The organism is Streptomyces sp. NPDC001890, assembly GCF_042891445.1.
Taxonomy (GTDB): Bacteria; Actinomycetota; Actinomycetes; order Streptomycetales; family Streptomycetaceae; genus Streptomyces.
In genome coordinates this window covers 125,459-143,814 of sequence record NZ_JBIATE010000015.1, presented here as the reverse complement: position 1 = coordinate 143,814, position 18,356 = coordinate 125,459, and the positions used below count along the sequence as shown (strand labels likewise).

The following is an 18,356-nucleotide window of genomic DNA, read 5'->3' as shown; positions in this document are numbered from 1 at the left end:
CGCGGTCACCCGACCGCGGTGGCGCTGTCGTGCGCGGCGGGCGAACGCGGGCCGGGGGAGACCGGGCCGAAGGCCGCCGGGTCCGCCGGGTCCAGCGACGCCGCGTACAGGAGGACCAGCTCATGGCACCGGTACAGCGGCAGCCCCTGCGGATCGAGCCCCGAGAGGTCGAGCAGCGCGGTGTCCACCAGCGACTCCAGCACCCGCTCGGCCTCGTCCTCCGACACCGCGAGCCGCACCGAGGCGTCCCGGGCCGAGAACGGCTCCGTACCGGCACCGGACAGCGCCCTGAGCGCCTGCGGGGCCCCGGCGGCCATCCGCCGCACCGACGGCAGCAGCGCCGCCCGCACATCCAGATCGCCGAAGGACAGCTCGGCGAGCCGCTCCGCCGGATCGGCGAGCCGGTCCGCGAACCGGCGGGCCGGCCACGACGGCCGCGCCGCGAGCCGGGCTCCCACCACGGCCAGCGCCAACGGCAGCCCCCCGCAGTACGCGACCAGGTCGTCGGCGGAGTCCGGGTCGTCCCTCAGCCGTTCCGCACCGGCCGCCGCCGCGAGCACCGCCAGGGACTCGTCGTCGTCCAGCGGCGCGAGCGCCACGGTGTCCGCCCCGGCCACCCGGGCCAGCCGGGCCCGGCTCGTGATCAGTACGGCCGCCTGCGGGCTCGCGGGCAGCAGCGGCGCCACCTGGAGGTCGCCGACCGCGTCGTCGAGGACGACGAGGAGCCGCTTGCCGGAGGTCCGGGCCCGGTAGAGCCGGACCAGCTCGTCGCGGTCGAAGGCGCGCGGGGAGTCCCCGTCGAGACCGGGCTCGCCCAGCGCCCGCAGCAGCCGCACCAGCACCTCGCCGGCCTCCTTGGGCGTGCCGTCCTGATGGCACAGCTCGACGAAGAGCTGGCCGTCGGGGAAATGACCGGCGCTCTCCTCGGCGGCCCGCACGGCGAGCGCCGTCTTGCCCACCCCGGCCATCCCGGTCACCAGCAGGCGCCGGGGCCGGTTCGTCCCGGCCGCCAACCGCGCGGTCAGCAGGGACAGTTCCGCGGACCGGCCGACGAAGCCGTCCTCGGCGGCCGGAAGCATGGTGGGTACATCGGACCGCCCCCGCGCTGCCCCTGCACCTCGCAACCCCAACTCCCCGCCCAGCACCGCCTGGTACGTCGCCCCGAGCACCTCGCCCGGGTCCACCCCCAGCTGATCGACGAGCACCTTGCGCCCCTCGTAGTACGTCTGGAGGGCATCGGCCTGCCGCCCGCACCGGTACAGCGCGGTCATCAGCTGCGCACGCAGCCGCTCCCGTACCGGGTGCTCGGCGACCAGGCCCGTCAGCTCGGCCGTCACCTGCTCGTGCATGCCCAGCGCCAGATCCGCCTCGATACGGTTCTCCAGCGCCAGCATCCGAGCCTCCTCCAGCTGCGGCAGCTCCGCCTCCAGAAGGAACTCGGTCACGTTCGACAGGGCCGGACCACGCCACCACCCGAGCGCCTCGGTCAGCAGCGCCTGGGCGTCGGCGTGACGCCGCTCCCGCAGCGCCTCGCGGCCGAGCCGGTCGAGCCGCTCGAACTCGACGACGTCGATCCGGGCCCCGGGCGCCCGCAGCACGTACCCGGGCTGCCGCCGCACGATCTCGACCTCGTCGCCGAGCAGCTTGCGCAGCCGCGACATGTACGTGTAGATCTGCGCGCTCGCCGTGACGGGTGGGTCCCACCCCCACAGCAGCGCGCCGAGTCTGGAGTCCGAGACGACCCGCCCTTGTGCGAGCAGCATCGCGGCAAGGACCGTGTGCACCTTGGAACCGGACAACGCGATCCAGTCCCCGTCACGCCGGGCCTCCACCGGCCCGAGAATCCGGAAGTCCATGCGGCAAACCCCTTTCAGGTCTGAGCCTCCTGCATGGAACCCGAAGGTAGGCGGCACCCTTATCCATGGGTTATCGCCGTCGGCCGGACACCGATACCGCCCGCCGGAGCCGGGTTTCATCGCGATGTCATCGGTCCCTGCCACTGTCTGTGCCGACCCGGGCCGAACCGCGTACCGCACCGGAACGCGGACACGTCGGCCAACCACATGCGGAGGACGGAATGCGAACACGAAGGATCGCGGCCGCGGCGGCCGGTCTGCTGATGACGGCGGGGCTCTCGGTGGCACAGGGGACCACGGCTCAGGCAGCGGCTCCGTGCGACGGCACCTACACGATCGTGGTCGGGGGCACGGGCAGCTCCTGGAACAACGACGGCTTCTACGGCAACATCCAGCAGCACGTCGGGTACCCCACCACGATCCCCAACGGCGCGAGCGCCCGCGCGGGCGTCAACGAGCTGAACCGGCTGGTCCGCGACCAGCGCGCGGCCTGCCCCGGCCAGCACGTCAAGATGGGCGGGTACTCGCTGGGCGCCGCGGTGGTGCACATCTGGGTCACCGAGAACTGGCAGACCTTCGACAACGTCAACGCCATCCTCATCGCGGACCCCAAGCGCCAGGGCAACCCCGGTGCCAACGGCGGATCCGTGCCGTTCGGCGGAATCGTCGGCGCACCGCTCGCCGGTGCCGACAAGTTCTTCGGCAACATTCCCGTCAAGACCATCTGCCACTGGGACTACGTCTGCGACGAGTCCGCCGGCATCTGGACGTACCCGGCCAACCACGTCAACAACTACCCCGAAGACTTCAACATGGACCACCACAACGACAGCGCCAACGAGCAGTGGTACAACGGCGCCTGGTACCCCGCGTAACCACGGACGCCCTTCACCATCTGCCGGCGGCCGGGAAGACCGGCCGCCGGCAGATGGTGATCTCCGGGTGATCTCCCATCGGAGCCCCGGGCCTATCACGGCGTGATAAGTCCGAGCCCGGTCTCGTCCCCACGCAGGATCATCCGGTACGTCAGCCGCAGCACCCGGCCGGGACGGACCCCCAACTCATCGGCCAGACGCAGGCGGACGCGATCGAACACGGTCAACGCGTCGGCCTGCCGGCCGTCGAGGCAGAGCGCACGCATCAGCATCGCCGCCACCGACTCGTTCAGGGGATGCTCCGCGGCGAAGGCGGACAGCTCGGCGATCGCCTCGGAGTGCCGGCCCAGCCGCAGCTGCCCCTGCGACTTGTGCTGCGCGACGGCGATCCTGCGCTCGGTGAGCCGCAGCCGCTCCAACTCGGCGAACGGGCCGGGCAGACCGGCCAGCGGCTCCCCGCGAAACAGCTCCAGCGCCCGGGAACACAGCCGGACCGCCTCGGCCGCCTCGCCCGCCCGGTCGGCCGCCGCGGCCTCGGCGACCAGCGCCTCCATGCGCGCCACGTCCACCTCGACCCGGCCGGCGGCCAGCCGGTAACCGCACCGGCCGTGCTCGATCACCGGGTCCGGGCCGTCCCCGAGGCGCAGCGTCTTGCGCAAGCGGTAGATGTACACCGGCACCACATTCGTGACCGGCGGCTCCATTCCCCACACCCCGTCGAGCAGTTCCTGCTGACTGACCGCCCGCCGCGCGCAGAGCGCCAGCGCCGCCAGTACGGCCTGCTGGCGCAGATGCCCCGGATCCAGGGCCCGCCCGCCCCGCCGCACCTCCAGCGGCCCGAGCACGGAGATCTCCACCCTCGGTCCGCCCACCGTCCGCGCCATTGGGACCACCGCCTGCGGGCGGGGACCGCAACCGGGCACGACCAGGCCGCAGTCGAAGGCATGGACGATGGCGGCGGCCCGGTCGCGCAGCCCGAGCTTCACGAGGATCCGCGCCACATGCCCGGCCACGGCGTCCTCGGAGACGGCGAGCGCGGCGGCGATCTCGTCGTCCCGCAGCCCGCAGCCGACCGCGTGGAGCACCCTTCGCTCCTGACGCCCGAGCAGTGCGGCGGCCGGCCGGCGGCGGGTCGTGACGGTCGTCGGCATCGCTGCTCCCCGGGCTCCGGACTGGCCGTTCCGGCGATCGCCGTCGAAAAGCCGATCGCCGTGGAAAAGCTAGTGGCGGGAGTGCCGGACGAGGCATCCGGAACGATCCGGAGTGACAGGCGCAAGCCGTCAGGGGCCGCGCGCCGGGCGGGACTTCACGGAACGGCCCCGGCCCGCGGCGTTCAAGGGCCCTGGATCACCGGTCGAGCCGCTGGAACCGCCGTACCGCCAGGGGCAGGAAGACCGCCGTCAGCAGCACCGGCCACACCACGGCCATCAGCAGCGCGTGCTGCTCGATCCAGGAGCCGCCACCGCCGACCGGTGTGCCGAACAGTGCCCGGGTGGCCGCGGACGTGGAGGAGACGGGGTTCCAGGCCGCGACCGGGCCCAGCCAGCCGGGCATGAGCTGCGGGGCGACGAAGATGCTGGAGATCATCGTCAGTGGGTACGCCACCGCGAACAGCCCGCCCGCGGCCTCGGGGTTGGGCACGAGCAGCCCGAGCCACACCCCGATCCAGATCAGCGCGAACCTGAGCCACAGCAGCAGTCCGAACGCGGCCAGGAAGCCCCAGCCCCCGTCCGGCCGCCAGCCCATGGCCGCCGCGGTGAGCATCATGATCCCCAGCTCGGCGCAGGCGACCAGGAGGTCGGTGACGCCCCGTCCGGCCACCACCGCCCAGGAGGTCATCGGCATGGAGCGGAAGCGGTCGATGACGCCCTTGGTGGAGTCGTGCACGATGATGGTCGCGGTGTTGATGAAGCCGAACGCCATCGTCATCGTGAACATGCCGGGCATCAGGAAGTCCTTGTAGTCCCCGCCGCCGGGCACGGTCATCGCACTGCCGAAGACGTACCCGTAGAGGAGGACGGAGAGGATCGGGAAGCCGAGCTGCCAGGCGATGTTGACGGGCTGGCGCCGGTAGTGGGTCAGGCCGCGGCGGACGATGTTGCCGCAGTCGGCGAACAGCCAGTACAGCCGTCCGCGGCCGGGTGTCCCGGTCAGGTCGAGAGCGCTCACGCCGCCGCCTCCTTCTGCTTCTCGGCCCGGTGTCCGGTCAGGCGCAGGAACACGTCGTCGAGGCTCGGCCTGCGCAGTCCGATGTCCTCCACCCGTACGCCCTCGTCCTGGAGGGCCCGTGCCACCTCGGTCAGGGCGGTCACCCGGTCGGTGACCGGGGCGTACACCCGCAACCCGACCTCGTCGGTGCCGGGTTCGCCCTCGCAGACGCGGGCGACCGTCTTCACCACCCGGGGAATCTCGGCCCGCTCGGCCACCACGACCTCGACACGGTCGCCGCCGACCAGGTCCTTCAGCCCGTCGGGGGTGTCGTCGGCGATGGCCCGGCCCTCGTCGATGACCGTGATGCGGGAGGCCAGTCTGTCGGCCTCCTCCAGGTACTGCGTGGTCAGCAGCACGGTCGTGCCGCTCGCCACCAGGGCCCGGACGGACTCCCACACCTCGCCCCGGCTGCGGGGATCGAGACCGGTCGTCGGCTCGTCCAGGAAGAGCACGGACGGAGCGAGGACCATCGAGGCGGCGAGGTCGAGGCGGCGCCGCATGCCGCCGCTGTACTTGGCGACGCCCAGGCCGGCGGCGTCGGTGAGGTCGAACTGCGCCAGCAGTTCCATGGCCCGCGACCGGGCCCGCCGGCCGCCCAGGTGGAACAGCCGGCCGAACATCTCCAGGTTCTGCCGGCCGGTGAGCACCTCGTCCACGGCCGCGTACTGCCCGGTGAGCCCGATCCGTCCGCGCACCGCGTGCGCCTGCCGGGCGACGTCCAGGCCGGCCACCTCCGCCCGGCCGCCGTCCAGCCGCAGCAGCGTGGCCAGGATGCGCACGGCGGTGGTCTTGCCCGCGCCGTTCGGCCCGAGCAGGCCGTGCACGGTGCCTGCACGGACCGTCAGGTCGAAGCCGTCCAGGGCGCGTTTCTCCCCGTACCGCTTTTCGAGCCCCTCGGCCCGTACCGCGTAACCGCCGCTTCCGTCACTCATGGATGCCCCTCCCGCTCTCCAATTGAGTACACCGTACCCGATTACGCGTACATCGTACTCGGTTTTTCGCGCGGATCTAAACTGCTGCCATGACGAGCAGTACGCAGACCAGTGGCAGCGGCGACATCAACCGGACCCTCGAACTGCTGTGGGACACCGGTCGACGGCCCAGCCGGGGCCCCAAGCCGGGCCTGACCCTGGACCGGATCGTGGCGGCCGCCGTCGACGTCGCCGACCGCGAGGGGCTCGGTGCGGTCTCGATGCGCAGGATCGCCGCGGAGCTCGGCACCGGCGCGATGTCGCTGTACCGCTACGTCCCCGGCAAGGGGGAGTTGCTCGACCTGATGCTGGACCGCGTCCAGCGCGTGTCCGAGGATCCGGCCGACTTCGGCGACGGCGGCTGGCGCTCGACCCTCCAGGTCCTGGGCCACGCCACTCTCGCCCTCTACCGCCGCCACCCCTGGCTGCTGGAGGTCAACCAGTCCCGCCCCGTCCTCGGTCCGAACGCGCTCGACGGCATGGAGAAGGTGCTCGGCCGGATCAGGTCGATGGGTCTGTCCGACCCCGAACTGGTCTCGGTGATCATCCTGATCGACGGGTACGTGGTCGGGGCCGCCCGCACGCAGGTGTACGAGGAGGAGGCCGAGCGCACGTCCGGTCTGACGGACGCGAAGTTCTGGGAGGCCCAGCGGCCCGTCCTGGAAAAGGCCATGGCCGGCGGGCGCTATCCCGTCATGGCCTCCTTGTCCGAGGACTCCTTCGGCACCGGCTTCGACCACTTCGAGTTCGGCCTCCAGCGCATCCTGGACGGGCTGGAGGTGCTGGTGGCGGGGCGCGCCGAGCGCCTCGCAGACAGCTCCGTCACCGGATCGGCGGCGCCGGAACAGCCCTCGTAGCTCCCGTGGTTCTCATGGCTCCCGCGGCTCCTGTGGCTTGAGCGGCTTGAGCGGCGCGGCACGCGCGACGAGCGCTCACCGGCCCGACGGGCGGTGGGGTGTCGTGGTGCCGTCGAGTTTGGTGACGACCGTCTCGTCCGGGGTGAGGACCCGTCCGTCCTGTGCGCGGACCTCCAGCGGGAGCAGGGGGAGGCCCTGGCGGCGATCGGTCAGTTCCGAGTGGGGCTCGCCGGGTTCGAAGAACCGCGCCTCGCCCCACTGACGCAGTGCGACGATGACGGGGAAGAGCTCCCGGCCCTTGTCCGTCAGCTCGTACTCGTGGTGGGCGCCGCCGCCGGGTGCCGGTACCGAGTCCAGGATCCCGCCCGCGACCAGGGTGCGCAGCCGGGCGCTCAGGATGTTCTTGGCCACCCCGAGGCTTCGCTGGAACTCGCCGAAGCGCCGGCTCCCGTCGAAGGCGTCGCGCACGATCAGCAGCGACCACCAGTCGCCGATCGCGTCGACCGACCGCGCGACCGGGCAGTCGCTGTCGTCGAACCGGGTCCGTTTCACCATGTCGTCCTCCTTCGCGGCCGACCGGCCACCCCCTGACAGTTGCAACATGCTACCAGTCACCCCTACGGTCACGGGTAGCAACTTGCAACCGAACTGCTGGGAGGGCCACCATGAACCAGGCGACATCCGCCGCCGTACTGCCCCGCGGCGCCACCGTGCTGTTCGCGGTCGCCTGCGGAACCGCGGTCGCCAACGTCTACTTCGCCCAGCCGCTCCTGGTGGCCCTCGGCAACGAGTTCGCGATCTCCCCGGCGGCGCTCGGCGCCATCGTCACCCTCACGCAGACCGGCTACGGCCTCGGCCTCTTCCTCATCGTTCCGCTCGGCGACCTGCTCGCCCCCCGACGCCTGATCACGACGCAGCTGCTCCTCCTGGCCGCCGCGCTCCTCTTCGTCGCGACCGCGACCACCGCCACGACGCTCCTCGTCGGGATGGCCGCCCTGGGGCTGCTCGCCGTCGTCACACAGTCCCTCGTCGCCTGCGCCGCCTCCTTCGCCGAGCCCGCCCGCCGCGGACGTGTCGTCGGCATCGTCACCAGCGGCGTCGTCACCGGCATCCTGCTCGCCCGTACCGTCTCCGGGCTGCTCGGCGACCTCGCGGGCTGGCGCTCGGTCTACCTCGCCTCGGCAGCGCTGACCTGTGCGTCGGCCCTCGCACTCCACCGCGTCATTCCCCCGCGCGGCACACCGGCGCCCACGCTGGGATACGGGCGCCTGCTCACCTCCACCGTCCGCCTGTTCACGCGCGAACCCCTGCCGCGCCTGCGCGCACTGTTCGCGCTCCTCGTCTTCGCCGCCTTCAGCACCCTCTGGAGCAGCGTCACCCTGGTCCTCAGCGATCCCCCCATGTCCCTGTCGTCGGCCGCGATCGGCGCGTTCGGGCTGCTCGGCGCCGCCGGAGCCCTCGCCGCCAACGTCGCGGGCCGCCTCAACGACCGCGGCCACGCGAACCGGACCACCGGCATCGGCCTGGCCCTGCTGACCCTCTCGTGGCTGCCCCTGGCGCTCACCCGGCAGTCGCTGTGGGCCCTGGCGGCCGGAGTGATCCTGCTCGACCTCGCCGTACAGGCCGTACACGTCACCAACCAGAGCCTGATCCACGCGCTGCACCCCGACGCGGGAAGCCGGCTCATCGGCGGGTACATGGTCTTCTACTCGATCGGAAGCGCCGTCGGAGCCCTCGCCGCGACAAGTCTGTACGCCGCGGCGGGCTGGAGCGCGGTGTGCGTGCTCGGCGCCGGATTCAGCGGCCTCGCCCTCGTCCTCTGGGCATTCACCAGGAACGGCGCCACCCGGCCGGTGGAGAGGCGGGAACGATGCACCGCCTGAAGCGACACGGCTCGCATGCTCGAATATGAGTACGACGACTCAGGCCCCGACCGCCACCCGGTCCCGACGATGAGGGCCAACACCGCCGAGACCGGGAGACCTTTCATGCTCAGCCGCGCCGCCGACGTCCTGGTGCCCGCGTTCGGCCGCCTGACGGTGACCACCGACCCCGGCGCCGAACTCGCGCCCGGCAGCATCATCGCCGCCAACCACACGTCCTTGGCGGACCCCGCGATCGTGGCCGCCGCCCTGCACCGCCTCGGGGCCGAGCCGGTCATCATGGCAGCCGCGGGGCTGTGGCGCGTCCCGCTGCTCGGCCGTGCGCTGGCCCGCGAAGGACACATCCCGGTCATCCGCGGAGACCGGCGCGCCGCGGCCGCGCTGGACGCCGCGGCACAGGCCCTGGAACAGGGGCGGCTGGTCCTCATCTACGCCGAAGGGGGCCTGCCCCGCCGCAGGGACGCCGGGGAAGCGGCACCCGGCGCCTTCCGCAGCGGCCTGGCCCGGCTCGCCGAACGCACCGGCGCCCCCGTCGTACCCGTGGGCCAGGCCGGAGCCCGCCGGATCACCTCGGGCAGCACCGCCAAGCAGCTCGCCGGCCTGGTCACCGCCCCGCTGCGCCGGCCGGACCTTCATGTGCACGTGGGCGCGCCCCTGGAGTTGACCGGCGACCGCGCCACCCGGACGGCACGGGCCCGGACCGCGGTGACCACCGCGTGGCGCACGGCCGTTGCCCACCTGCGCTGACCCGCCGCTCTCGCCCCACGCGCCGGCCACGCCCGGACGGGGCCTCAGACGCCGGCCTCCGGCGAGGACTCGGCGAAGGCGAAGGCGCCGGCGGCTGCGGCGAGGGCGGCGGTCCGGGCCGCCCGGCCCGGCATTCGCGGGTCGGACGGAGTGCGGAGCAGCACCAGCTGGTGGTAGAGCGGCGCGGTGGCGGCGATGAGCAGTTGCCGGGCGTCGGTGCGCGGCGGGAGTTCGCCGCGCCGGACGGCCCGGCCGACGACGATCTCGCAGCGGGCGTACCGGTCCTCCCACAGCCGCTGCTGGGCCTCGGCGGCCTTCTCGGAGCGGAACGAGGCGGCGATCAGGGCCGCCATGACCGGTGGCTGTGCGCTCATGCCCGCCTGGATCTCCTCGTTCAGCGCTGTCAGGTCGCCTTCCAGCGAGCCGGTGTCCGGCGGCTGCCAGTCGTCGTCGCTCGCGGCGTCGAGCACGTCGGCGAGCAGTCCGCCGACGTCCCCCCAGCGCCGGTAGACGGTGGTGCGGTGCACCCCGGCGCGGGCGGCGACGGCGTCCGTGGTGAGCCCGTCGTAGCCGTGTTCGGCCAGCTCCGCGAGGGCTGCGTCGAGTACCTGGGCGCGGATACGGGCGGTGCGGCCCCCGGGTCGGCGTCGCGGCGCCGATGGTGGCCGGGTGCCGTCCGCGTCCGCTCCCGCGTCCGGTTCCGGTGTCGTTTCCGGTGCCGGTTTTGGGGCTGTGGGAGGCGTCATGGGCGAATCCGATTGCTCGGGGGGACGAAGATATGGCAACATCTTAAAGCATCAACCGTCGCACTAGTGGAGTGATCGATGCTCTTCCTCAGCATTCGCCCTGCCGTACGGCCCCTCCCGGCCGCCTCGTTCCCGAATGCTCTGGAGACCTCGTATGCCCACTCAGATCACCACGCTCGCCGTCAGTAAGTCCTTCAACGGCAGGCCCGTCCTTGATGCCGTGACCTGCTCGCTCGCCGCCGGCGAGCGCACCGGGATCATCGGCGAGAACGGATCCGGCAAGTCCACCCTGCTGCGCCTGCTCGCCGGACGCGAACAGCCCGACGAGGGTGCGGTCGTGGTCCAGGCCACCGGTGGCGTCGGCTATCTCGCCCAGGACGAGCGGACGGACCCGCGGGCCACCGTCCAGCACATCATCGACCGCGCCCTGAGCGACCTGCGCGCCGTCGAGCGGCGCATGCGGCACCTTGAGACCGGGATGGCCGACGGCGACGCGTCGGGCCTGGCCGAGTACGGCGAACTGATGACGGTCTTCGAACTGCGCGGCGGCTACGACGCCGAAGCCCGGGTGGAACGTGCCCTGCACGGCCTCGGCCTGGGGCTGGTGGGCCGTGACCGCGTCGTGGGCAGCCTGTCCGGCGGAGAGCGGGTCAGGCTGCGGCTGGCGGCCCTGCTGGCCGCCGCGCCGGAGGTGCTGCTGCTGGACGAGCCGACCAACCACCTCGACGACGGCGCCCTGACCTGGCTGGAGGAACACCTCCGCGCCCGCCGGGGCACCACGGTGGCGGTCTCCCACGACCGGGTCTTCCTCGAACGTGTCGCGACCAGCCTGCTGGAGGTGGACGCCGACCGGCACCGCGTCGTCCGGTACGGCAACGGCTACCCCGGCTACCTCGCCGAGAAGGCCGCCGCCCGCCGGCGCTGGGCCCAGGCGTACGACCAGTGGCGGGCCGACACCGACAAGCTCCGCGAGGCCGCCGCGACCACCGCCCGCCAGGTGGCTCCGGGCCGTCCGATGAAGGACGGCAACAAGATGGCCTACGACCGGGCGGGCGGCCGGGTCCAGCAGTCCCTGGCCGGCCGGGTGCGCAACGCCGAGGAACGGCTGCGCCGCCTGCTCGCCGACCCGGTACCGCCGCCACCGGAGCCGCTGCACTTCACCCCGGTACTGCGGACCCGCCGCCTGGAGGGAACCGTCCTCGACGCCGCCGACGTCGCCGTCACGGACCGGCTCGACCGTACGAGCCTCACCGTCGCGGCGGGCGAACGCCTGCTGATCACAGGGCCGAACGGAGCGGGCAAGAGCACGCTGCTCCGCGTCCTGGCCGGGGACATCGCTCCCCACGGCGGGAGCGTCACCCGGCGCGGCAGGATCGGCCACCTCCCCCAGGAGCCGCAGCCCGGGAAACCGGACGAGACGGTGCTGGCCGCCTTCGCCCGCGGCCGGGCCGGGGACCCCGCCGAGCACGCCGAACAGCTAATGTCCCTGGGCCTGTTCGGCCGCGACCAGCTCACGGTGACCGTCGGCCGGCTGTCCACCGGGCAGGCGCAGCGGCTCGCGCTGGCGCGACTGCTCAGCGAGCCGTCCGAGGTCCTGCTGCTCGACGAACCCACCAACCACCTGTCGCCCGCTCTCGTCGAGGAGCTGGAGACCGCCCTGGCCGACTACGACGGAGCCCTCGTCGTCGTCAGCCACGATCGCCGGCTGCGCCGGCGCTGGCGGGGCGCCCGACTGGCCATGCGGGCGACCGAGACGTCCGCCGTCGCCGGACACACCCGGAGCTGAGGATCCCGGCCGCCACCGACCGCCTTGCCGTGGGTGCCGCGCCGGTCGGGTGAACGACCGGCGAGTGGTGCGCCCCGTCGACGGCGGCAGGGCGAACATCGAGTCAATCGCCGTACCCGATGAATCGCCGTATCCGAAGGGAAAGGGCTCTTCCCATGCGCCGTGCACTGATCGTCGTGGATGTGCAGAAGGACTTCTGCGAGGGCGGCAGCGTTCCGGTGAAGGGCGGTGCGGACCGGGCCGCCGCCATCGCCGAACTGCTCGGGCGCTCGGACGGGCAGTACGCCTTCGTCGTCGCCACCCGTGACCACCACATCGACCCCGGCACCCACTTCTCCGAGAACCCCGACTTCCAGGAATCCTTTCCCGTGCATTGCGTCGTCGGCAGTGAAGGAGGCGAGTTCCACCCGGACTTCGCGCCCGCCGTGGACTCCGGGCACGTCGACGAGGTCGTCTTCAAGGGCGCGCACTCCGCCTCGAAGAGCGGCTTCGAGGGCTTCACCCAGGACGGTACGACGCTGTCCGACTGGCTGAAGGCCCGCGATGTCACCGATCTCGACATCGTGGGGATCGCCACCGATCACTGCGTGAAGGCCACCGCGCTGGACGGAGCACGAGCGGGCTTCACGGTGCGAGTCCTGCTCGACTACACCGCGGGCGTCGCCCCCGACACCACGCGCACCGCACTCGACGAGCTGCGCCGGGCAGGCGTCGCGCTGAGCGGCGAGCCCGTCGTCCTTGCCTGATCGGGCCCGCCCCAGGGCGGGCGAGGGGGGTATTCGCGTGATCTTGGAACATGCCCACCCCATAGAATTCGGACAACATCCCACGCGAAGTGGGCTTCGCGTGGGAGATGTCCGTCCGAGGGGGCTACGAGGTGACCGCTGCCAGAGCGAGCGCGACGGGGACGCGCCCCGACGACCCGGCACTCGCGCTCTACCAGGAACTGCGGCTCCGTGGCGCGGCCAGCTTCGACGAGGCCGTCGCCGAACTGGACCTCGGCCCGAGCGAGCGTGAACGCTGCCGCCGCGATCTTCTGAACCTGGGCCTGATCGTGCCCACGGGCACCGAGCACGACAACGGCCTTGCGCTCGCCTCCGGCAGCGCACCCGAAGCGGAGTCCGACACCGTGGCCGTGGTCAGCCCCGAAATGGCACTGATCAAGCTCCTGGAGAGCGAACGCGGCCGCCTCGCCGAGGACCTGCGCCACGCCGAGGAGGTCAACGGCCGGCTGGAGTCGCTGGCCACCCGCTTCCTGCGCGCCGAGGTCCTCGCACCGTCCGCCGAGGTCGAGGTCGAAGTCATCACCGACTACCGGCGCATCCAGCAGGTCCTGGAAGACATCACCGAGACCGTGGAGCACGACCTCTGCGCGCTGCAGACCCAGCTCAGCCACAGCCGCGAGATCCCCGAGCGGACCCTGTCCCGCGACCGCCGCCAGATAGCCCGCGGGACGCGGGTGCGCTACATCGTCTCCAGCACGAGCTCCGGTACTCCGCAGGGCATGGAGCACCTCACGGCGAAGGTGGCCGCGGGAGCCGAGGTACGGGTGGCCGCGGACCTCCCGATGAACATGATCATCGCCGACGGGCGGTTCGCCCTGGTACCGATGGACCCCGACCATCACGACGCGGGCGCGATCCTGGCCCGGGGCCCGTCCCTCGTCCGCTCGTACCGCGCCTGGTTCGAACAGTGCTGGCGCAGCGCGGTCCCCTTCGAGCAGCGGCGCGGTGACCAGCAGGACGCCGCCAGCCTCACCGACCAGCAGCGCGCCATCCTGCGGATGCTCGCCACCGGGATGAAGGACGAGCAGATCGCCCGCAACCTCGGCGTCTCGCTGCGCACCGTCAGCCGTATGCTCTCCGAACTCATGCAGGAGCTGGGGGCTTCGAGCCGCTTCGAGGCCGGGGTACGGGCGATGCGGCTCGGCTGGGTCGACTGAACGCCCGCGAACGGCCCGTGACTCCGTGTCGAGGTGTCAGAATCCGAAGACCGGCTCCCTGGGCGCCACCACCGGCGTCCCGTGCGGCGGCGGCTCAAGTGCTTCGATACCGACCGGACGGCCGACAGGGACCCGGAGTACCGCGGCGAGCCGGTCCGCACCCTCCGGCATGACCGGCCGGGCCCAGGAAGTGAGCGCGGACGCCACACTCAACTGGGCCGAGATCAGGGCGAGATGCCGCTCAGCACGGCCAGGTCTGTGACGTTCGTACGAACCGGCCTCGGCGAAACCGGTGACCGACCGGACGACCTCGTCGAGCAGCGCCACCGCCCGGCGGGGATCGAACCCCTCGACACCGTACGCCTGCCGCAGATCGGCGACCGCGGCCGTCAGCCGCCGCAGCTCCGTGTGCCAGCCGGGCCCACCCGGCGCGACATCCGGCGCACGGCCACCGCACTCGGCCCGGACATCCGCGAACAGGGTGCTCAGCCAGGCGTTCCACGTACCGTCGAGCACCTGCCGCGTACGCTCCAGCCGCTCCGGACGGAACCCGGACCGGCGCTCCGCGCCGGAAATCTCCAGGACATGCCGCCTGACCGTGTCCGAACCGAACTCATTGAGCAGGTCCAGCGCCCACAGACCCGTTCCACCGTCCGGCGCCAGCCGGTAGGACTCTCTGGTCACATACGTCTGGTCGGGCTCGACCCCCCGCTCCATCAGCAACGCGGGCAGCAGCACGGCATCGTAGAAGGCATGCCCGAGACCGTGGAAGCGGACCGCACGGCCGGGCAACGGCTCATCACCGGCACCGTGCCCGCACAGCTGCAACGCGACCGCCTCGAACTCCGCGTCGACCACCTGGTCCTCGAAACCCTCCACCCGCACCGGCACACCCCAACGCCCCGGATGCGAGACGGCCACGTCCGGCAGCCCCTCCTCGGCCAGCCCCTCGCACAGCGCGGCGACCCGGGACGGCAGCCCGCCCCTGCCCCAGTGGGCGGCGAGGTCCGCACGGAACGGCTCCAGGAGCAGGTACAGCCGGCGCACCCGCCGCAGGCCGGCGCCCGCCCCGCACCGCGAACACCGTGGATCCCTCAGGTCACCCCCCTCGCCGGGGCGCCCACAGGCACGGCACGCGCCCGCATGAGTGGGAGTGCCGCAGTGCGGGCACCCGCCGGCGACCTGAACGCCGTGGAGCCAGCGCCCGCACGGCTCGCAATACGGCAGGGGACGCACCCGCGGCACGACTATCCCCTCGGCGTGCAGCCGGCCGACGACGTTCTGCACCCAGTGGCTGCAACCCCCCGGATGCCGCGGCCGGGCGATGTGGTCGAACTCGACACGGGCCCGCACCAGATCGGCCTCTATGGCCACCCCGTGCCCGTAGGCCACATCGGTCGGCGTCCTGCCCGTGGACAGCGCCCGCAGCTCCACGGAACCGGCATGGTCCGCGATGCCGGTGGTGAACAGCACGCTCTCGCCGTCGGCACGCAGGAACCGGGCCAGGACGTCCGCCGCGACGTAGGGACCCGCCAGATGCCCGAGATGCAGTTCGCCCCGGGGAACGATCGGAGTCGCGGTGATCCACAAAGAGGCGGCCCCGGCCACACCGCCGCACCGCCGCACCTCTGTCCCGCAGCCCGGCGAGGCAACGCCGGGGGAGCTCGTTTCCTGGCCGCGCAAGAAGCCGTTCCGCATGGATATCCGTCCTGGAGATCAGTCAGTACACACACCGGCACCGGTGGTCCCACCCGTGCCGCGAGAACCCGTCCTCCACCAGCCTGGCAAAACAAACACGGCTCGGGCGGGGCCCGGACGTGCGTGTTCACGCCGTGACGTGGATACGCCACGGGGTCCGGGGGGCGACGTCGCGAAGACGCCGACCCGGCCCCCGGCCCGCCTCGGCGCAGGGGCTACGGTCGTGGGCGTGACCGAACACGATGCCTTCAGTGCCACCCGCGAGGCCTACGACGCCGCTGCCCCCCTGTACACGCAACTGTTCCGCGACGTGTTGCGTGACAGCCCCTTGGACCGCGCGTTCCTGAGTGTCTTCGCCGAGGCCGTGGGCGCGGGTGGGGACGGGGACGGAGGCGGTCAGGTCGCGGATCTGGGGTGCGGACCTGGTCATGTCACCGCTCACCTGGATGAACTGGGGCTGGCGGTGTTCGGCGTCGACGCCTCTCCCGCGATGATCGAGACGGCTCGGCAGGCCTACCCGGGCCTGCGGTTCGACGTGGGCTCGATGGCCGCGCTGGACATCGCCGACGGCGCGCTGCGAGGCGTGCTTTCACGTTGGTCCATCATCCACACTCCGCCGCGCGAACTCCCCGCCATCCTGGGGGAGTTCCACCGTGTGCTGGCACCCGGCGGCCACATCCTGGTCGGCTTCTGGGCCACCGACGACCCGTCACACCCGGCGCAGGTCTTCGACCACGCGGTCGCTCCCGCCTATCGGTGGTCGCCGGATCACCTCGCCGCGCTGCTGCGCACGGCCGGTCTGGCCGAGGTGGCCCGGATGGTTCGCGAGCCCCAGCCCACCGACCGGCGGCAGTTCAAGGAGATCCACCTGCTCGCCCGCAAGCCCGAAGCAGGGCCGGCCCGGCCGACCGCATGACCGGCACCGGGAAGCAGCAGGCGACAGGTGCTCGCGCGGGGGGTCCTGTTTGACCTTGACACGGTGGCAGGGTCTTCACTGCTGGCCGAGGAGGTGGTCTCGATGACGTTCACGGGACAGGACACGGACGGGACACGAATGCTCCGGGGGCTGGCGGACAGCAGTTCGTCCGTGCGGCTGCGGGCCGCCCTGGCGGTCGGTACGGCGCCCGACCCGCGTTATGTCGACACGCTCGTCGAGCGATGCGCGATCGAGCCCGAGTTCTTCGTCCGCGACATGCTGACCTGGGCGCTCACCCGCCACCCGGTGTCCCTGACGCTCCCCGGGCTGGTCCGCGAACTCCGCTCGGAGCGTGCCCAGGCACGGAGCCAGGCGCTGCACACACTGTCCAAGATCGGGGACCGGCAGGCGTGGCCGGCGATCACCCGGACGCTCCTGTCCGACCCCGACGACGAGGTGGCGCGGAGCGCCTGGCGGGCCGCGGTCGTACTCGTACCGGAAGGCGAGGAGCCCGCCCTGGCCGTGGTGCTGGCGACGCAGCTCGGGCGCGGTGGGCGTCAGACGCAGCTGAGTCTCAGCCGGGCGATGGTCGCGCTGGGCGAAGTGGTCCTGCCGGCTCTGCACGCCGCGACAGCGGCCCCTGATCCGCGGGCAGACGCACACCCGCAGGCGGATGCGGACGCACACGCACGCCCGCAGGAACTCGTGCACGCGCACGCGCTTGCCACGCAACGGCTGCTGCGCGACCCGGACGCCGGGTTCGAGTTCGCGATCGAGGAGGCGAAGCGCGTCGTGGCCCTCGGCGGGTCCGGGCAGGAGGGACGATAGGGCGTGCTGATCGGTGAGGTGGCGCGACGGTCCGGGGTCAGTGCCCGCATGCTCCGGCACTACGAGTCGCTCGGCCTGGTGCGGCCCTCGGGCCGTACGGGCTCCGGATACCGGGAGTACTCCGGGGAGGACATCCGGCGGATCTTCCACATCGAGAGCCTGCGGTCACTGGGGCTGTCCCTGCGCGAGATCGGGCGCGCGCTCGACGATCCCGGCTTCACGCCCACGGCGCTCGTCGGCGACCTCATCCGCCGGACGCGCGAACGCATCGCGGCCGAGACGGAGTTGCTCACGCGGCTGCGCCGGATCGATGACGCGGACCCCGCCGACTGGGAGCACGCCCTCCAGGTCGTCTCGCTCCTCCAGGCGCTGGGGTCCAAGAGCGCCGACGCGCGTCAGCGCGCGGCCCTCTCCTCGGTCGACGAGGTTCCGGTGCCGGTGGAGGCCCTGGTCGACGCGGCACTGAGCGAGACGGAGCCGAACGTCGCCGGAGCCATTCGATGGGCGCTGGCACGATCGGGCGACGATGGTTCGGCACTGCTGGCGCGGGGCCTCGGCTCGCCGGTGGCGGCGGTGCGGGAACGCGCCGTTCAGTCCCTCGCCGAGATGCCCGGGGACGAGGCCGCCGCCCACCTGCAGGACGCCCTCGCGAACCCCGACGCCGTGGTCCGCGGGTACGCGGCTCTGGCGCTGGGGACACGTGGAGCGGCCGATGCGGTACCGACGCTCATCGACATGATCGTGGCGGGCAGGAACGACACCGATGCGGCCGACGTACTGAGCGTGCTGGCGGACGACACCGCGACGGCGGACCGGATCGCGACCGGGCTCGTCGACCGGCTCGCCGGGGCAACGACCGGAGCGCCCGCACGCGGACGGCTGACCCAGGCACTGGCGGGCATCCCGGGGGCGACGGCCTCACGGGCCCTCGCGGAGCTGTCGCACGACGAGGACCGTGCCGTCGCGCTGACCGCGACGTACCTTCTGCGGCTGCGCGAGGGGTGAGCCCGCGGGTCCGTCCTCATCCGCGGGGCGAGCAG

The 18,356-nt window shown here is 72.5% G+C and carries 17 protein-coding genes; 10 read left to right on the top strand and 7 right to left on the bottom strand.

The features are described from left to right. Positions 1-5 precede the first annotated feature (5 nt). Positions 6-1,856, bottom strand: coding sequence for a BTAD domain-containing putative transcriptional regulator (locus tag ACFYY1_RS29440; protein ID WP_388590969.1), 1,851 nt, complete (start codon positions 1,854-1,856; stop codon positions 6-8). Between the two features lie 221 nt (positions 1,857-2,077). Between ACFYY1_RS29440 and ACFYY1_RS29435 the strand changes: the two genes are divergently transcribed. Further along, complete coding sequence (locus ACFYY1_RS29435) at positions 2,078-2,731, top strand: cutinase family protein (RefSeq protein WP_388590967.1); 654 nt, start codon at positions 2,078-2,080, stop codon at positions 2,729-2,731. Positions 2,732-2,826: 95 nt separating this feature from the next. On the opposite strand, the gene ACFYY1_RS29430 is transcribed toward ACFYY1_RS29435, so the two are convergent. From ACFYY1_RS29430 to ACFYY1_RS29420, 3 genes are all read right to left on the bottom strand, one after another. Continuing rightward, complete coding sequence (locus ACFYY1_RS29430; RefSeq protein ID WP_388590965.1) at positions 2,827-3,882, bottom strand: BTAD domain-containing putative transcriptional regulator; 1,056 nt, start codon at positions 3,880-3,882, stop codon at positions 2,827-2,829. A 196-nt stretch (positions 3,883-4,078) separates the two neighbouring features. After that, positions 4,079-4,900, bottom strand: a complete 822-nt coding sequence (locus ACFYY1_RS29425; protein WP_388590963.1) for an ABC transporter permease — start codon at positions 4,898-4,900, stop codon at positions 4,079-4,081. Next, a complete protein-coding gene (locus ACFYY1_RS29420) occupies positions 4,897-5,874 on the bottom strand; it encodes an ATP-binding cassette domain-containing protein (RefSeq protein WP_388590961.1) in 978 nt (325 codons plus the stop codon). The genes ACFYY1_RS29425 and ACFYY1_RS29420 overlap by 4 nt, the downstream gene beginning before the upstream one ends. Positions 5,875-5,963: 89 nt before the next feature. Between ACFYY1_RS29420 and ACFYY1_RS29415 the strand changes: the two genes are divergently transcribed. Beyond that, the gene (locus ACFYY1_RS29415; protein ID WP_388590959.1) at positions 5,964-6,770 is read left to right on the top strand and encodes a TetR/AcrR family transcriptional regulator; all 807 of its coding nucleotides are present in this window, start codon (positions 5,964-5,966) and stop codon (positions 6,768-6,770) included. Positions 6,771-6,845: 75 nt separating this feature from the next. Here ACFYY1_RS29415 and ACFYY1_RS29410 read toward each other — a convergent pair whose 3' ends face one another. Then, positions 6,846-7,325: a winged helix-turn-helix transcriptional regulator gene (locus ACFYY1_RS29410; protein WP_388590957.1), complete on the bottom strand. Its 480-nt coding sequence runs from the start codon at positions 7,323-7,325 to the stop codon at positions 6,846-6,848. Between the two features lie 110 nt (positions 7,326-7,435). On the opposite strand from ACFYY1_RS29410, the gene ACFYY1_RS29405 reads away from it, so the two are divergent. Next, entirely contained in the window at positions 7,436-8,653 is a 1,218-nt protein-coding gene (locus ACFYY1_RS29405) for an MFS transporter (protein WP_388590955.1), read from the top strand. A gap of 105 nt (positions 8,654-8,758) precedes the next feature. After that, a complete protein-coding gene (locus ACFYY1_RS29400; RefSeq protein ID WP_388591074.1) occupies positions 8,759-9,400 on the top strand; it encodes a lysophospholipid acyltransferase family protein in 642 nt (213 codons plus the stop codon). Positions 9,401-9,444: 44 nt separating this feature from the next. Here the strand turns inward: ACFYY1_RS29400 and ACFYY1_RS29395 are convergent, their stop codons facing one another. Beyond that, on the bottom strand, positions 9,445-10,146 hold the full coding sequence (locus ACFYY1_RS29395) for a TetR/AcrR family transcriptional regulator (protein WP_388590953.1): 702 nt from the start codon (positions 10,144-10,146) through the stop codon (positions 9,445-9,447). Between the two features lie 154 nt (positions 10,147-10,300). Between ACFYY1_RS29395 and abc-f the strand changes: the two genes are divergently transcribed. The 3 genes from abc-f (at position 10,301) to ACFYY1_RS29380 (ending at position 13,874) form a co-directional block, all read left to right on the top strand. Continuing rightward, the gene (gene abc-f / locus ACFYY1_RS29390) at positions 10,301-11,932 is read left to right on the top strand and encodes a ribosomal protection-like ABC-F family protein (protein ID WP_388590951.1); all 1,632 of its coding nucleotides are present in this window, start codon (positions 10,301-10,303) and stop codon (positions 11,930-11,932) included. Between the two features lie 155 nt (positions 11,933-12,087). Continuing rightward, the gene (locus ACFYY1_RS29385) at positions 12,088-12,678 is read left to right on the top strand and encodes an isochorismatase family protein (RefSeq protein WP_388590949.1); all 591 of its coding nucleotides are present in this window, start codon (positions 12,088-12,090) and stop codon (positions 12,676-12,678) included. A gap of 131 nt (positions 12,679-12,809) precedes the next feature. Continuing rightward, a complete protein-coding gene (locus ACFYY1_RS29380; protein ID WP_388590947.1) occupies positions 12,810-13,874 on the top strand; it encodes a DUF6879 family protein in 1,065 nt (354 codons plus the stop codon). Positions 13,875-13,910: 36 nt separating this feature from the next. Here ACFYY1_RS29380 and ACFYY1_RS29375 read toward each other — a convergent pair whose 3' ends face one another. Beyond that, positions 13,911-15,572: a class I tRNA ligase family protein gene (locus ACFYY1_RS29375; protein WP_388590945.1), complete on the bottom strand. Its 1,662-nt coding sequence runs from the start codon at positions 15,570-15,572 to the stop codon at positions 13,911-13,913. A gap of 229 nt (positions 15,573-15,801) precedes the next feature. On the opposite strand from ACFYY1_RS29375, the gene ACFYY1_RS29370 reads away from it, so the two are divergent. From ACFYY1_RS29370 to ACFYY1_RS29360, 3 genes are all read left to right on the top strand, one after another. After that, a complete protein-coding gene (locus tag ACFYY1_RS29370; protein ID WP_388590943.1) occupies positions 15,802-16,488 on the top strand; it encodes a class I SAM-dependent methyltransferase in 687 nt (228 codons plus the stop codon). Between the two features lie 102 nt (positions 16,489-16,590). Then, positions 16,591-17,316, top strand: a complete 726-nt coding sequence (locus tag ACFYY1_RS29365) for a HEAT repeat domain-containing protein (protein ID WP_388591072.1) — start codon at positions 16,591-16,593, stop codon at positions 17,314-17,316. 3 nt (positions 17,317-17,319) lie between these two features. After that, the gene (locus tag ACFYY1_RS29360) at positions 17,320-18,321 is read left to right on the top strand and encodes a MerR family transcriptional regulator (RefSeq protein WP_388590941.1); all 1,002 of its coding nucleotides are present in this window, start codon (positions 17,320-17,322) and stop codon (positions 18,319-18,321) included. The last annotated feature ends 35 nt before the right edge of the window (positions 18,322-18,356 follow it).